Origin of the sequence: Corynebacterium sp. KPL2838 (assembly GCF_040225455.1) — a bacterium.
Taxonomy (GTDB): domain Bacteria; phylum Actinomycetota; class Actinomycetes; order Mycobacteriales; family Mycobacteriaceae; genus Corynebacterium; species Corynebacterium rhinophilum.
Map to the genome: position 1 here is coordinate 16,629 of NZ_JBEHFT010000018.1, position 13,712 is coordinate 30,340.

Here is a 13,712-nt window from a genome sequence, read left to right on the forward strand (position 1 = left end):
CGCACTGTGACATGCGACACCACAACCTGACCCAAAGAATGTAAACCTTAAATGATGCCCGCCCCACGTGCAGGGGCTATGTGACGGTTGTGGTTATTGAGGGAATACCCCCAAGCTGGAAGACCTTTAAGGGAAGCTGGCAAGAACAGGGGAAAATGTCCTAATATAATCGGAGTAAACCTAGGTGTAGGTGGACCCAGTCCGCTGACACTTTGTTATTCAGGAGGATTCTATGACCGCTGTGGCGCCACGGGTCGACGATTACGTCGCTCCCACACGTCCAGAGCCAACCGGTAGGGAAAAGACCGGTTCAAAGGCTTGGGTATTTTTAACCACCACCGACCACAAGCAGCTGGGCATCATGTACTTGATCATGGCCTTCAGCTTCTTCTTCCTCGGTGGCTTTATGGCATTGCTGATCCGTGCGGAGCTTTTCACCCCGGGTCTGCAGTTCCTGTCCAATGAGCAGTTCAACCAGCTGTTCACCATGCACGGCACTGTGATGCTGCTGCTGTTTGCTACGCCAGTTGTCTGGGGCTTTGGTAACTACATCCTGCCTCTCCAGATCGGCGCGCCGGACGTGGCCTTCCCGCGTCTGAACGCCTTTGGTTTCTGGGTTACCCTGCTCGGCGGTGTCGTCATGCTGCTGGGCTTTATCACCCCTGGTGGTGCGGCTGACTTCGGCTGGACCATGTACGTGCCGCTTGCCGATGGCGTACACACCCCCGGCATCGGCGCCGATATGTGGATCGTCGGTGTGGGCGCTACCGGTGTCGGTACCATTGCCTCCGCCATCAACATGATCACCACCATCTTGACCCTGCGCGCACCGGGCATGACCATGTTCCGCATGCCGGTCTTCTGCTGGGGTATTTTCACCGCCTCCGCCATCGTGCTGATGATCTTCCCGCTGCTGACCGCAGCCGCCTTGGGCGTGCTGTATGACCGCAAGCTGGGCGGCCACATCTACGATTCAGCTAACGGCGGTGCCATCCTGTGGCAGCACCTGTTCTGGTTCTTCGGCCACCCTGAGGTCTACGTCCTCGCGCTGCCGTTCTTCGGCGTTGTCTCCGAGATCGTCCCGGTCTTCTCCCGCAAGCCGGTCTTCGGCTACATCGGCTTGGTCTTCGCCATTCTGGCCATCGGCTCGCTGTCCATGGCCGTGTGGGCACACCACCTGTTCGTCACCGGCGCCATCCTGCTGCCGTTCTTCTCGTTCATGACGTTCCTGATTGCGGTGCCTACCGGTGTGAAGTTCTTCAACTGGGTCGGCACCATGTGGAAGGGCCACATCACTTGGGATACCCCGATGATTTGGGCCATGGGCTTCATGGCTACCTTCCTTTTCGGTGGTATGACCGGTGTTATGCTTGCCGCTCCGGCATTGGACTTCCACTTGGCTGAGTCCTACTTCCTGATTGCGCACTTCCACTACACCCTGTTCGGTACGGTTGTGTTCTCCGCATTCGGTGGCCTGTACTTCTGGTTCCCGAAGATGACCGGCCGCATGCTGGATGAGCGCTTGGGCAAGATTCACTTCTGGCTGACTTTCATCGGCTTCCACGGCACCTTCCTGATTCAGCACTGGGTCGGCAACATGGGTATGCCGCGTCGCTACGCCGACTACCTGGAGTCCGATGGCTTCACGGTCTTCAACCAGATTTCCACCATCTTCTCCTTCGTTCTCGGCGCTTCTGTCATCCCGCTGGTTTGGAACGTATTCAAGTCCTGGCGTTACGGTGAGGTCGTTACCGTGGATGACCCATGGGGCTACGGCAACTCCCTGGAGTGGGCAACCTCCTGCCCGCCACCAGGCCACAACTTCGTCTCCCTGCCACGCATCCGCTCCGAGCGTCCGGCATTCGAGCTGCACTACCCGCACATGGTTGAGCGCATGCGCGAGGAAGCTCACGTGGGCAAGCACTAAGCCCGCACTTTAACTCCTGACTACAGCCGCCTTCCCCAGCCTTTCAGAGGTAGGGAGGGCGGCTTTGGCGTGTGTGGGATAATGGTCGTTGTGAATACTCCAGCTGATACCACGACCATTACTAGTCTCGGGCCAGACGCTCCCGGAGCGGCCGCCGCCTTCTTTACCGCGTTGGCTGATTTTCCCGCCCCGCTTGCCGATGTCCACCTCGCCACCCCCTCCAATCACCTCGCCCTCACCGCGCAGTGCGATCTTTCCGGCACCGATACCGCAGCCCTAGGGGATCGCTTGCGCGAGGCCATGGCGCCGTTCGAGCATGAGGTGTCTATTGCACAAAGCTATGCTGTTGCCATCATTGGTGAGGAGATAACCGCGGGGGATATTAGCGCGGTGCAGAGCGCCGTGAAAGGGGAGACGGTCCGCATGCGCCGGATAGCGCTGGATTCCCTTTGCGCCGTGGAACTTACCGTGGCACTAGATGATGCTGAGGCGGCGCGGCGGGTGCTGCAGGAGGTCGCCGCTGACCGCGATATAGATATCTCCCTTGAGGACCTAGGCAATCGCGGCAAGCGCTTGGTGTGCTTCGACTGCGATTCGACCCTGATTGAAGGGGAGGTCATCGAGATGCTCGCCGCCCACGCAGGAAAGGAAGCAGAGGTGGCCGCGGTGACCGAGCGCGCCATGCGTGGCGAATTGGACTTCGAGGAGTCCCTGCGCGAGCGCGTCGCGGTGCTGGAGGGCCTAGATGCCTCCATCATCGAAGAGGTCGCCCGCGATATCGAGCTGACACCCGGCGCTAAGGAAGCGATCGGAACCCTCCACCGTCTGGGCCACCGCACCGCCGTGGTTTCGGGTGGCTTTATTCAAGTTCTCGAGGGCCTAGCCACAGACCTCCAGCTCGACTACGTGCGGGCCAATACTCTGGAAATCCGCGATGGCAAGCTGACCGGCAAAGTTATTGGGAAGGTGGTCGACCGCCAGGCCAAGGAAGACTTTCTTCGCGAATTCGCCGCGGATTCCGGAATCGGGATGGAGTCCACAGTCGCGGTGGGCGATGGCGCCAATGACATCGCCATGGTCACCGCCGCCGGGCTGGGCGTCGCTTTTGATGCGAAGCCGGCGCTGCGCGAGGCCGCCGATGCCTGCATCACACCGCGCCGCCTCGACGCCGTCCTACCGATGTTGGGAATTGCCAATGTCTAAGTTCGAGATAGCGCACCAACGCCTCGTTGCCGCCTGTACCGCTCGGGATTCCCACGAGGACCCCGCGGATCCGTCGACCGTGCAGGCGATGCAGATAGCCCTCCACCTCCCCAAGCAGGATCCCCCGGCGCGCAGCGAGGTGCTTACCGCGGCCGCCCGCGCCGTGGTGGCCGCCTGTCTAGATGACCGCGCCGGCGAGGACGGTGCCTTCGCCGCGGCGCTCGCGCAGTGGTACGGCCACCGCATCCGCAAGATTGCCCGCCGGGCGCGCAATAAGGCGTGGCGCGATGTGCAGCTGCTGCCTGGTGTCACCGTGGATGACCGCGCGCGTGCCTTTGCACCTTCAGCGGTGGGGGAGGTGGACCCGCTCATTAGCAAGCTGCAGATCGGCCACACCGACCTCGCGATGGACGAGTCAGGGCCTCCGCTTGCCGATGCCCCCATTATCTACGTCGACCGCAGCCTCGCCATGACAGCGGGCAAGGCCGCCGCCCAAGTGGGCCACGGCTCGATGATGCTCGCCGCCGCCATGAGCCAAGAGGAGGCTGCGGCTTGGGCGGCAGAAGGTTTTCCGCTCTCTGTCCGCGAGGCGGACGCAGAGACATTTCGCACCGCCTGCGCGCAGGAGGACGCGGTAGTCATCATCGATGCCGGGTTTACTGAGATCGCCCCGGATTCGGCTACCGCGTGTGCGCTGCGGCGACCAATCGCTTAAGGGCACCGCGTACCGTTTCCGGGTTCGTGGTTTGCCAGAACCGCGGCATGGATGCCTTGAGGAATGCGCCGTAGCGCTTGTATTCCAGCCGGTTATCCAGCACGGCGACGACCCCACGGTCCGTCACGTGGCGCAATAGCCGCCCGGATCCCTGCGCCATGAGAAGCGCCGCGTGATTGGCGGAGACCTCCATGAACCCGGAGCGACCGGCGGCGTCGGCTGCCTGGGAGCGGGCCTGCAGCAGTGGGTTATCGGGCCGCGGAAAGGGGATGCGGTCAATGAGGACTAGCGAGCACGATGGCCCCGGCACATCCACGCCTTGCCAAAGCGTCAAGGTGCCAAAGAGACAGGAGTTCTCTTTCGTGGAGAACTTATCTACCAGCGTGCCGATGGCATCTTCGCCCTGCACATACAGGTCAAACGGCAAACGCGGCGCCAGGGCCTCCGCGGCCTCTTCCGCCGCCCGGCGCGAGGAGAATAACCCCAGCGTGCGCCCGCCGGCGGCCATGATGAGCTCATATATTTCTTCCAAGGTTTCGGAGGACAGCCCATCCCGCCCCGGCGCGGGGAGGTGTTTCGCGGTATACAAGATGCCGGATTTCGCCGGGTCAAAGGGCGTTCCTGCATCGAGCGTGTCATACGTACCGGACGGCAGGCCCCATTGTGCCGCCATGGCGTCGAAACGCCCGCCCAGCGCCAGCGTGGCCGAGGTAAGCACCACCGTTTGTTCCCCAAATAGGTTCTCGCGCAGCATGTGCGCGATAGACAGCGGCGCGACGGCGAGGGTATCGGTGCCTTCCAGCCACACCACATCGTCTTGCGCGGCGGGGTCGTCGGTGGCGAAGACTTCCAGGATTCGCCGGATCGCCTCGGCCAAGTCCGTGAGGTGATTACTTAAATTTTGGCGCTCGGCGTTCTTTTCGGGGTCATCGTTGGCCTCGCCTTCTGGGGCGCGGGAGATGAGGGATTTAACGCGCAAGAACTCATCGGCAAGCGCGCGCAAGTGCGCCTGGGAGGTCTCATCCAAATCCGTCCACCGGCCGGGCTCCTGGACGCGCAGCAGATCATCGAATTCATCGGCCAACTCCGCTAGGTTTCCGGGATTGCCCAGTGACTTTGCGCGGTTCGCCGCCATTTTAATGGCGCGGGAGGTAATCTCCGCGGTGGAAACGGAGGTAATGCGCCCATCGAGCTCGTGTGCCTCATCGATGATCGCCACGTCGTGTTCGGGCAGGATATTGGCCTCAGAGATGGCATCGATGGCGAGCATGGCGTGGTTGGTGACGATGATATCGACATCGGCAGCCGCCCGGCGGGCCTCTTCGGCGAAGCAATCCGCACCGTGCGGGCAGCGCCCGGCCCCCAAGCACTCATTCGAGGTCACCGATACCGCCCGCCACACCAGATCCGGCACGCCGGGCTCTAAATCGTCCCTGTCGCCGGTCTCTGTCTCCTGAGCCCAGTCGTGGATGCGGCGCACGGCCTTGCCGCGGTAGGAGATATCGGATTCATCGATAAGAGCCTCCGGGTCATCCGGGGTAGCCGCAATCTTATTCAGGCATACGTAATTATTGCGGCCCTTCATGATGGCGAAGGTGGGGGTGCGCTCCATGACATCGGCTAGCGCCTCCGTTAGCCGCGGGAGGTCGCGCTCCACCAACTGGCGCTGCAGCGCCAGCGTGGCCGTGGAGACGACGACGGTGGAACCCGAGTTCATCGCATGCCGGATGGCCGGAACCAGGTAGGCCAAGGATTTACCCGTACCTGTGCCCGCCTGGACGGCGAGGTGGCGCTCCTTTTCTAAGGCCTTAGATACTGCGTTGGCCATGCGAACCTGGCCCTCGCGGCGGGAGCCGCCGAGCGCATCCACCGCCGCGCCTAGCAGCGTTTCCGTGTCGTGGTTTAGGGGCTCATCTGCGGGGTCACTCACCCCACACAGTCTAGCGACCTAGTCCTTAAAGCCCACCATTCGCGTGGGCACGGCGGCGTCATCGCGCGAAAGCGCCAGTCCCTCCCACGGCAGGGTCTTGCGGGCCTCGTCCAAGTAGGTGCGAGAGGCCTCCAAATCCGGCAGGTCCTCCACGATGTGCCCATCGCGCATCAAGGGAATGGTCAATTCGCGGGTGGTGAGCTGGCCTGTATCCGGCGCGTCTGCGGCAAAGGGGTAGACGACTTCCTCGACCGCCACGCCGGAAGACCGGTAGGTGCGCAGCGCGCGCTTTGCCCCGCCCACCGATTGCTTGGACGACGAGCGCTTGGCCACCGGCACGCCGTCAACCTCAACGACCTTGTAGACCATGCCCGCGGTTGGGGCACCTGAGCCGGTGACCACGGAGGTACCTACGCCGTAGACATCAACGGGATCACCGCGCAGGCCCGCGATGGCGAACTCATCCAAATCGGAGGAAACCACGATATTGGTATTGTGATTGCCCAGCTCATCGAGCTGCTTGCGCACGCGGCGGGTCACCGCGCCTAGGTCACCGGAATCGATGCGCACCCCGCCAAGCTCTGGTCCGCCGACCTTGACCGCGGTTTCGACGCCCTTGGTGATGTCATACGTATCCACCAGCAGGGTGGTATCGATGCCCAGGGTATCGATTTGCGCGCGGAAGGCCGCCTCCTCATTGCTCGTGCCATCCGGGTTCGTGTGCGCCAAGGTCCAGGCGTGGGCGGCGGTGCCAGATACCGGGATGCCGTAGCGGAAGCCTGCCTCCAAATTGGAGGTGGCGGTAAAACCGGCGAGGTAGGCGGCGCGAGCGGCGGTCACAGCGGCGTACTCGTGGGTGCGGCGGCTACCCATCTCTAAAATGGGACGGCCGTCGGCGGCAGTGACCATGCGGGATGCGGCAGAGGCGACGGCGGAATCGGCATTCAAGATGGACAGCACGATGGTTTCTAGCACCACGCACTCACCAAAGGTGCCGCGCACCGTCAAAATGGGTGAGTTGGGAAAGTACAGCTCGCCCTCGCGGTAGCCATCGATCTGCCCGGAAAAGCGCCAGTCGCGCAGGTACTGACGGGTATCTTCATCCAGGAAATCCATCTGTTCTAGCTGCTCAGGGGAGAAGCGGAAATCTTCCACGGCGCGCAGCACGCGGTCTGTACCGGCGACGACGCCGTAGCGACGCTCATTGGGCAGGCGGCGGGAAAAGACCTCGCAGGTCACGTTGCGGTGGGCTGTGCCATCGCGAAGCGCGGCTTGCAGCATGGTGAGCTCGTATTTATCCGTGAGCAAGGCGGTGGAGCGATCGATAGGGCGTGCTATGTCATTCATGAGCCTGATACTACTCACAGCTTAAGAAGCTTTCAGCATGCCTAGCCACCACCTTGGTGAGCTGCGGGGCGACCCTATGCCCAAAATGCCAGCGAAAAATGATTAGGCTATAAGGCATGAAGCCGCAACACCCCGAAGTCCGTATGAGCTCTCCCATGGCCACGCCCGACTTGGATGAAGGAATCGAAGTTGATGTGGCCGCGAGCGAGAACCTGCCGTGGATGTGCATCGTTTGGGACGATCCCGTCAACCTGATGAGCTACGTGTCCTACGTATTCCAAACCGTTTTGGGCTACGACAAAAAGCGGGCCAACGAACTGATGATGCAGGTCCACACAGAAGGCAAAGCCGCCGTGTCCAGCGGCGAGAAGGACAAGGTCGAGGCGGACGTAAAAAAGCTCCAGATCGCGGGTCTGTGGGCGACGATGCAACAGGCAGGGTAGATAGATGAAACCGTGGAAAAAGAAGAAATCGCTCATGCGCGGGCCCAAAATCACGGCGGTATTCGAGCCCATGGAGCGCGAGGTCATTGGCAACCTCACCGCCACTGTCTCTGAAGCGATCATCGGCCGCGCCCAGTCTGCGCCCAAGGACGAGCTGGCGGAAATGCTGGACATGCCCACCGGGCATACCGAAGCCCCAGAGGATCCCTCGTTGGCGCGGTTATTCCCAGACTTCCAAAAGCCCGGCGATGAGGAATACGACGGTGATGCCTCCCTTTTGCGCTCGCTGCACGAAAATGACATCGCGCGGGCCAAGCTGCAGAACCTGCAGGTCATCGGCAATGCGCTCGGCCCCACTGGCGGGGTAGAGGTCTCCATTACGGAGCAGGAAGCCCAGGCCTTCGTGGCGGGGCTCAATGACCTGCGCTTATACGTCGCGGCCGGGGACGCGACCGACGAAAACCTCATGACGGACCGCGATACCTTGGTGGAATGGCTGGCCTATTGCCAGGATTCCTTGCTGGAAGTGTTGATGGATTAATGATTGACGGAATTAGCATCGGCCATTTTTCCGGCGAAGATACCGGCGCCACTGTGCTGTACTGCGGGCCGAAGGGTGCGCTAGCCAGCGTGGATGTGCGTGGCGGCGGGCCAGGCACGCGCGAGACCGATCTGTTGCAGCCGCACAATACCGTGGAACGCGTCCACGCCATCGTGCTCGCGGGAGGGTCCGCCTTTGGCCTAGCCGCTGCGGATGGCGTCATGCGCGAATTGGAAGCGCACGGGGTCGGTTTCCCCGTCTTTGGCGAGGATAAGCCCGGCCCGCGCGTGCCCATCGTGCCTGCGGCGGTGATTTTCGATCTGCTGGCGGGCCCCTCTCGCCCCGGAACGGAAGACGGCGCGGCGGCGCTGCGGGCGGCCATGGCCGGCCACGACGAGACGGTTGGCACTGTCGGCGCGGGCGTCGGCGCCACGGCGGGTAAGCTGCGCGGCGGCTTCGGCCTGGCTACCCGCAAAGTGGGAAACTACGAGGTCAGCGCCGCAATGGTGGCCAATCCCGTGGGCGAGGTCATCGACCCGCACACAGGCCGCCTCTACGGCGCGCCGGGCCGCACGCCGGTTAACGCGGACGCCTACCGCGACCTGCCGCACCCTGCGGCGAAGCTGAATACGACGATTGGCGCCGTGCTTACCGATGCCCCCGTAACCACCGCCCAGGCCCAACGCCTCGCCATGACGGCCCACGATGGCATTGCGCGCGCCGTTCGCCCCGCGCATTCACCGCTGGATGGCGATACCATTTTCGCCCTGTCCACAGCGCAGGAACCGGGTGAGGTGGATATGGTCCAGCTGTGCGCTGCGGCGGCCGATGTGGTGGAGGAGGCCATCGTCACCGCGGTCACCGCCGCACGCCCTGGCCTGGGGCTTCGCGCGTATCGCGACTTGCTCGGCTAAGATATTGCCCATTATGACTATGGGTGGAACTTCGCGTAATCAGCCGGCGCCGACCAGCACGAACAACCGCGGCCGCGGCCGCATCAGCACCGGCCTATCCCTGGCATTGGGGTTCCTTGCGGTGGAGTGGTCGGTTCACCTGATTAATGCCGTCGTCTTCGGTGGCGGGCTGTCCAATTACGGCATCCGTCCGCTCGACGTGGATGGCTTGTGGGGCATTATCACGGCGCCGCTGCTGCACGGCAACCTGGAGCACTTGATGTCCAACTCTCTGCCGGGCGCCCTGTTTTGCTTCCTGATCGGTTTGTCTGGACGCCGGGTGTGGTGGGAGGTCACCTTGATCACCACCGTGGTAGCGGGCTTTGGCACGTGGTTCCTGGGCGGGGCCGGAACCTCGCATATCGGCGCGTCTGGGCTGGTTTATGGCTGGCTGGCCTACCTCGTGGTGCGCGGCGTATTCAATCGCTCCCTGCTGCAGATCATTTTGGGCATCATCCTGGGCTTTTCCTATTCCGGATTGATTTGGGGCGTGCTGCCGGTCGCGGAGGGCATTAGCTGGCAAGGCCACCTCTTCGGCGCCCTGGGCGGCGTATTGGCCGGCATGTTCATCACCTCCGATGATCCGGCAAAGGCAGGGAGGAAATAATGCCTAACGCATCATCTCCCATCGGCATCTTTGACTCGGGCGTCGGCGGGCTGACCGTGGCCCGCGCGGTGATGGAGCAGCTACCGCAAGAATCCGTTATATATATGGGCGATACCGCCCACGGCCCCTACGGGCCGCGGCCCATCTCGCAGGTGCGCGCTTTTTCCCAGGATATCGCCGATAAGCTGGTAGAACGCGGTTGCAAGATGCTAGTCATAGCCTGCAATACCGCCACCGCGGCGTTCTTGCATGATGCCCGCGAGCGCTACGATATCCCCATCGTAGAGGTCATCCACCCGGCCGTGCGCCGCGCCATGTCCACCACGCGCAATGGCAAGATCGGCGTCATCGGCACCGAGGGCACCATCAAATCCGGCGCTTACCAGGATCTTTTCGCGCTCAACCCCAATGTAGAGGCGGTAGCCACCGCCTGCCCGGACTTCGTGCCCTTTGTCGAGCGCGGGATTACCGCGGGCCGCCAGATCCTCGGCGTCGCCGAGGGGTACCTCGCGCCCCTGCAGGCCCAGGGCGTGGATACCTTGGTGCTGGGATGCACGCACTACCCGCTGCTTACCGGCATCATCCAGCTCGCCATGGGCGAAAACGTGTCCCTGGTGACCTCCTCAGAGGAAACCACCAAGGACGTCATGCGCCTGCTCACGGAAACTGACATGCTCGCCCCCGAGGGCAACCAGCCGGTCCATTCCTTCGAATCCACCGGCGATCCTGAGGTTTTTGCCCAGCTGGCCACGCGCTTTTTGGGCCCGCAGATCGGCTAATCCTCCCCCTTTTGCGCGCGGTACCAGCATTTGGGCCGGATTCATGGAACTATTGGTTCCATGAAGCTGACCATCCTAGGCTGCTCCGGTAGCGTACCCACCGCAGACAATCCTGCCTCCGGCTATGTCGTGTCCTTCGATAATGCACCGTCCATCATCCTGGATATGGGATCGGGCACGCTGGGCCAGCTAGCTAAACTGCAGGATCCGTGCGATGCCCACGTGGCCTTTAGCCACCTGCACGCGGATCACTGTGCGGATTTTCCCTCCCTCATGGTGTGGCGCCGCTTCCATCCCATCGCCCCGGCTGCCTCGCGCAACTTCTGCTTCGGCCCGTCTGCCACGCCGACGCACTTGGGCCGCCTGTCTTCGGACGAAGTGGATGGGATCGACGATATGTCCGATACCTTGGCGTTTAGCCCGTGGGTGGCGGGGGAGCGCCAGCTTGTCGATGACGTCTTTATCACCCCCTTCCCCGTTAATCACCCGGTAGAGGCCTATGCGCTGCGCATCGAGCACGCGAAGACCGGCAAGACCATTACCTATTCCGGCGATACGTCCTATACGCCCGCGCTTGTCGATGCCGCCCGGGGCGCCGATCTCTTCCTCTGCGAGGCCACCTGGGGTGCTTCCTCCGAGGGTATGGCACCTGGCATGCACATGTCGGGCGCGGAAGCGGGGCGCGCGGCGCGGGAAGCCGGCGTTCGTACGCTGGTGTTAATTCACATCCAGCCCTGGGGCGATGCGGAGGCCACCGTGGCAGCGGCGCGGGAGGAATTCGACGGCGAGATCGTGCTGGGTACTGCGGGCATGCAGTTCTAAGTTACGCTGGAGGGCATGACTGAATTTACTCGTGCCGATGGGCGCGCGCTCGATCAAATGCGCAGCGTCCGCATTACCCGCAATTTCACCACCAACCCGGCTGGATCCGTCTTGGTGGAGTTTGGCAATACCCGCGTGATGTGCACCGCCTCCGTCGAACTCGGAGTGCCGCGTTTCAAGCGCGATTCCGGCGAGGGTTGGCTGACCGCCGAGTACGCCATGCTGCCATCCGCCACCCACGACCGCATGCCGCGCGAATCCATGCGTGGCAAGGTGAAGGGCCGCACCCACGAGATTTCCCGCCTGGTTGGCCGCTCCCTGCGCGCCGCTGTGGACTTGGAGCAGCTGGGAGAAAACACCATCCAGCTCGACTGTGATGTGCTGCAGGCCGATGGTGGCACCCGCACCGCCTCCATCACGGGCGCCTACGTTGCGCTTGCCGATGCTATCGCCCACCTCAAGTCCGAAGGTGTTGTCCCCGGCGAGCCGCTGCTCGATCCCATCGCTGCGGTCTCCGTGGGCATCATCGACGGCGAAATCTGCCTGGATTTGCCCTATGAGGAAGACTCCCGCGCCGAGGTGGATCTCAACGTGGTGATGCAGGAATCCGGCGACTTCGTAGAAATCCAGGGCACCGGCGAGCACGGCCTCTTCGGCCGCGAGCAGCTCAACGGCATGCTAGATGTGGCCCAGAAGGGCTGCAGCGAGCTCATCGCGGCGCAGAAAGCGGCGCTGGGATGGTAATCCTCGTCGCCTCCGGTAATCCGAAGAAGTTGGCCGAGCTCGATCGCATCTTGTCCGAGGCGGGCATCGAGGGCGTGGATCTGCGCCTGCTTTCCGAGGTCGAACCCTACCCCGAGCCCGTCGAAGATGGCCGCACCTTTGCCGATAACGCGCTCATCAAGGCCCGCGCCGGCGCCGCCGCCACGGGTCTGGTGACTATCGCGGATGATTCCGGGCTGGCCATCGAGGAGCTCAACGGCATGCCAGGCGTACTCTCGGCCCGCTGGTCAGGCGAACATGGCAATGACCAGGCCAATAATGACCTGGTCTTGGCGCAGATGATCGATGTGCCGGACGAACGGCGTGCCGCCGCCTTCGTCTCCGTGTGTGCCCTCGTCACCCCCGAGGGCACCGAGCGCGTGGCCGAGGGCCGCTGGGAAGGCCAGCTACTGCGCGAGCCGCGCGGTGCCAATGGTTTTGGATACGACCCGCTCTTCCAGCCAGAGGGCGAGTCGCGTTCTGCGGCGGAAATGTCGCCCGCAGAAAAGAACGCGGTCTCGCACCGCGGCCGCGCCCTTTCCCAGCTGGCCCCGTTCATCGCGGAGCTGGCCGGCTAATTAAGCGTTGAGCTGGAATTGCTCCTCGATTTCCTTGCGGCGCTTGTGCTCCATCCAGAACGAGAGGAAAGGCACCACGCCGGCCAGCGCGGTGGTAATCAGCTTGCCGGCTGGCCACAGCGCGCGCGGGCCCAAAATCAGGATGGACAGCAGGTAGGCCATGTACGCGATGCCGTGCACGATGGCGATGTAGGTCGCCCACTCCGGAATCTCCGCGCCCAAGACGTACTGGAAGAACATGCGGATGACCAGGATGATCAGGAAGATACCGGTCACCGTGGCCGCGATGGAAAAGAACTTCAGCGGGCCGCGGATGCGCGCCTTGCGGTCTGGGTGTACCTGGTTTGTCATGATTTAGTTTCTCCTTTTATCTGTTGGGCCCTCGTCGCGACCCTCTGCGGGGGAACCGCGGCGGCGCCGAGGCTGATTCAACGCATTAAACTCTTCCACATTCAGCTGCGGGCGCTGCGGCAAGAAATCCTCATCGATGGCGGTTTTCTCCGCCGAGCTAGCTGGCGAGCCCCTCACCTCAGAACCATCGGGCGAATCAGATCCTGCGCTGGCGGTTTCGCCGATATTTTCAGGGGCGTTTTCTGAGGCTTTTTCTGAGGCCTGCAGTGAATCCATCTCCCGGGCTTCGTTTTCTGCGGCAAGGCGCTCATTTTCATAGCGCAGGGTGGTGCGATAAGCATAGACCACGAATACCGCAAATAGAGGCCACTGAAAGGCGTAGCCCAAGTTTTGAAAGGTGCCCGAGCCGGAGCGGAAGCGCGTCCACTGCCAATAGGCGAGGAAGAGGAAAAGCACCACGAAAAATATGACGAGGGCGATGTGCCACCACCGCACCTTCACGCGCCGTTTCTTCTGTTCCTCTTGCATACTCACTTCACCCACCCTACCTATCCACCGCCGCAATACGGAATGACCCTGGTTTCTCGTTTATCGACGCGCCGTGTACACTATTCAACGTTGCTTGCGCCCGTGGCGGAATTGGCAGACGCGCTAGATTTAGGTTCTAGTGTCTTATGACGTGTGAGTTCAAGTCTCACCGGGCGCACAACAAAAGCACCGCAGTACTTGTTCTAAGGACTGCGGTGCTTTTGTG

Annotated in this window: 15 protein-coding genes and 1 tRNA gene; 12 read left to right on the forward strand and 4 right to left on the reverse strand. The window is 62.4% G+C overall.

All coding sequences use genetic code 11. The features are described 5' to 3' along the window. The first annotated feature begins 232 nt into the window (after positions 1 to 232). The 3 genes from ctaD to ABRP98_RS07425 all read left to right on the forward strand — a co-directional run bounded on the left by ctaD (position 233) and on the right by ABRP98_RS07425 (position 3,845). A complete protein-coding gene (gene ctaD, locus ABRP98_RS07415) occupies positions 233 to 1,927 on the forward strand; it encodes an aa3-type cytochrome oxidase subunit I (protein ID WP_349858391.1) in 1,695 nt (564 codons plus the stop codon). Positions 1,928 to 2,008: 81 nt separating this feature from the next. Beyond that, the gene (gene serB / locus ABRP98_RS07420) at positions 2,009 to 3,130 is read left to right on the forward strand and encodes a phosphoserine phosphatase SerB (protein WP_349858392.1); all 1,122 of its coding nucleotides are present in this window, start codon (positions 2,009 to 2,011) and stop codon (positions 3,128 to 3,130) included. Further along, positions 3,123 to 3,845: a peptidyl-tRNA hydrolase gene (locus ABRP98_RS07425; RefSeq protein WP_349858393.1), complete on the forward strand. Its 723-nt coding sequence runs from the start codon at positions 3,123 to 3,125 to the stop codon at positions 3,843 to 3,845. The genes serB and ABRP98_RS07425 overlap by 8 nt, the downstream gene beginning before the upstream one ends. On the opposite strand, the gene ABRP98_RS07430 is transcribed toward ABRP98_RS07425, so the two are convergent. Both ABRP98_RS07430 and ABRP98_RS07435 read right to left on the reverse strand, forming a co-directional pair. Next, positions 3,811 to 5,775, reverse strand: coding sequence for an ATP-dependent DNA helicase (locus ABRP98_RS07430; protein WP_349858397.1), 1,965 nt, complete (start codon positions 5,773 to 5,775; stop codon positions 3,811 to 3,813). The genes ABRP98_RS07425 and ABRP98_RS07430 overlap by 35 nt on opposite strands. An 18-nt stretch (positions 5,776 to 5,793) precedes the next feature. After that, entirely contained in the window at positions 5,794 to 7,122 is a 1,329-nt protein-coding gene (locus ABRP98_RS07435; RefSeq protein ID WP_284783339.1) for a nicotinate phosphoribosyltransferase, read from the reverse strand. A 143-nt stretch (positions 7,123 to 7,265) separates the two neighbouring features. Here ABRP98_RS07435 and clpS point away from each other — a divergent pair, with 143 nt between their 5' ends. Genes clpS through rdgB form a run of 8 tightly spaced genes read left to right on the forward strand, consistent with a single transcriptional unit; the run spans position 7,266 to position 12,607 of the window. Continuing rightward, the gene (clpS, locus tag ABRP98_RS07440; protein ID WP_034654354.1) at positions 7,266 to 7,565 is read left to right on the forward strand and encodes an ATP-dependent Clp protease adapter ClpS; all 300 of its coding nucleotides are present in this window, start codon (positions 7,266 to 7,268) and stop codon (positions 7,563 to 7,565) included. Positions 7,566 to 7,569: 4 nt separating this feature from the next. Further along, on the forward strand, positions 7,570 to 8,106 hold the full coding sequence (locus tag ABRP98_RS07445; protein WP_349858400.1) for a DUF2017 domain-containing protein: 537 nt from the start codon (positions 7,570 to 7,572) through the stop codon (positions 8,104 to 8,106). Further along, on the forward strand, positions 8,106 to 9,020 hold the full coding sequence (locus ABRP98_RS07450) for a P1 family peptidase (RefSeq protein WP_284783342.1): 915 nt from the start codon (positions 8,106 to 8,108) through the stop codon (positions 9,018 to 9,020). Before ABRP98_RS07445 ends, ABRP98_RS07450 begins: the two co-directional genes overlap by 1 nt. A gap of 13 nt (positions 9,021 to 9,033) precedes the next feature. Further along, positions 9,034 to 9,666 carry a rhomboid family intramembrane serine protease gene (locus tag ABRP98_RS07455; protein ID WP_284783343.1) on the forward strand — a complete coding sequence of 211 codons (633 nt, stop codon included), beginning with the start codon at positions 9,034 to 9,036 and terminating at the stop codon, positions 9,664 to 9,666. Beyond that, entirely contained in the window at positions 9,666 to 10,445 is a 780-nt protein-coding gene (gene murI, locus ABRP98_RS07460; RefSeq protein ID WP_284783344.1) for a glutamate racemase, read from the forward strand. The genes ABRP98_RS07455 and murI overlap by 1 nt, the downstream gene beginning before the upstream one ends. A gap of 60 nt (positions 10,446 to 10,505) precedes the next feature. Then, on the forward strand, positions 10,506 to 11,267 hold the full coding sequence (locus ABRP98_RS07465; protein ID WP_349836060.1) for an MBL fold metallo-hydrolase: 762 nt from the start codon (positions 10,506 to 10,508) through the stop codon (positions 11,265 to 11,267). 15 nt (positions 11,268 to 11,282) lie between these two features. After that, positions 11,283 to 12,011, forward strand: a complete 729-nt coding sequence (gene rph / locus ABRP98_RS07470) for a ribonuclease PH (RefSeq protein ID WP_237801525.1) — start codon at positions 11,283 to 11,285, stop codon at positions 12,009 to 12,011. Next, positions 12,005 to 12,607, forward strand: a complete 603-nt coding sequence (gene rdgB / locus ABRP98_RS07475; RefSeq protein WP_284864796.1) for an RdgB/HAM1 family non-canonical purine NTP pyrophosphatase — start codon at positions 12,005 to 12,007, stop codon at positions 12,605 to 12,607. The genes rph and rdgB overlap by 7 nt, the downstream gene beginning before the upstream one ends. Here rdgB and ABRP98_RS07480 read toward each other — a convergent pair whose 3' ends face one another. Together ABRP98_RS07480 and ABRP98_RS07485 are read right to left on the reverse strand one after the other, a co-directional pair. Beyond that, on the reverse strand, positions 12,608 to 12,958 hold the full coding sequence (locus tag ABRP98_RS07480; RefSeq protein WP_284783350.1) for a DUF3817 domain-containing protein: 351 nt from the start codon (positions 12,956 to 12,958) through the stop codon (positions 12,608 to 12,610). It abuts the gene before it with no gap. Positions 12,959 to 12,961: 3 nt separating this feature from the next. After that, positions 12,962 to 13,486 carry an MreC domain-containing protein gene (locus ABRP98_RS07485; protein ID WP_349858415.1) on the reverse strand — a complete coding sequence of 175 codons (525 nt, stop codon included), beginning with the start codon at positions 13,484 to 13,486 and terminating at the stop codon, positions 12,962 to 12,964. A gap of 96 nt (positions 13,487 to 13,582) precedes the next feature. Between ABRP98_RS07485 and ABRP98_RS07490 the strand changes: the two genes are divergently transcribed. After that, positions 13,583 to 13,664 (forward strand) — tRNA-Leu (locus ABRP98_RS07490). Positions 13,665 to 13,712: the final 48 nt, after the last annotated feature.

Bases quoted from the DNA above. Each gene is read 5' to 3' on its own strand.
- ABRP98_RS07450 (WP_284783342.1), top strand. From the start codon at position 8,106: ATGATTGACGGAATTAGCATCGGCCATTTTTCCGGCGAAGATACCGGC.
- ABRP98_RS07480 (WP_284783350.1), bottom strand. From the start codon at position 12,958: ATGACAAACCAGGTACACCCAGACCGCAAGGCGCGCATCCGCGGCCCG.
- serB (WP_349858392.1), top strand. From the start codon at position 2,009: ATGGTCGTTGTGAATACTCCAGCTGATACCACGACCATTACTAGTCTC.
- ABRP98_RS07455 (WP_284783343.1), top strand. From the start codon at position 9,034: ATGACTATGGGTGGAACTTCGCGTAATCAGCCGGCGCCGACCAGCACG.
- rph (WP_237801525.1), top strand. From the start codon at position 11,283: ATGACTGAATTTACTCGTGCCGATGGGCGCGCGCTCGATCAAATGCGC.
- rdgB (WP_284864796.1), top strand. From the start codon at position 12,005: ATGGTAATCCTCGTCGCCTCCGGTAATCCGAAGAAGTTGGCCGAGCTC.
- ABRP98_RS07465 (WP_349836060.1), top strand. From the start codon at position 10,506: ATGAAGCTGACCATCCTAGGCTGCTCCGGTAGCGTACCCACCGCAGAC.
- ABRP98_RS07425 (WP_349858393.1), top strand. From the start codon at position 3,123: ATGTCTAAGTTCGAGATAGCGCACCAACGCCTCGTTGCCGCCTGTACC.
- ABRP98_RS07435 (WP_284783339.1), bottom strand. From the start codon at position 7,122: ATGAATGACATAGCACGCCCTATCGATCGCTCCACCGCCTTGCTCACG.
- clpS (WP_034654354.1), top strand. From the start codon at position 7,266: ATGAGCTCTCCCATGGCCACGCCCGACTTGGATGAAGGAATCGAAGTT.
- ABRP98_RS07485 (WP_349858415.1), bottom strand. From the start codon at position 13,486: ATGCAAGAGGAACAGAAGAAACGGCGCGTGAAGGTGCGGTGGTGGCAC.
- ctaD (WP_349858391.1), top strand. From the start codon at position 233: ATGACCGCTGTGGCGCCACGGGTCGACGATTACGTCGCTCCCACACGT.
- murI (WP_284783344.1), top strand. From the start codon at position 9,666: ATGCCTAACGCATCATCTCCCATCGGCATCTTTGACTCGGGCGTCGGC.
- ABRP98_RS07445 (WP_349858400.1), top strand. From the start codon at position 7,570: ATGAAACCGTGGAAAAAGAAGAAATCGCTCATGCGCGGGCCCAAAATC.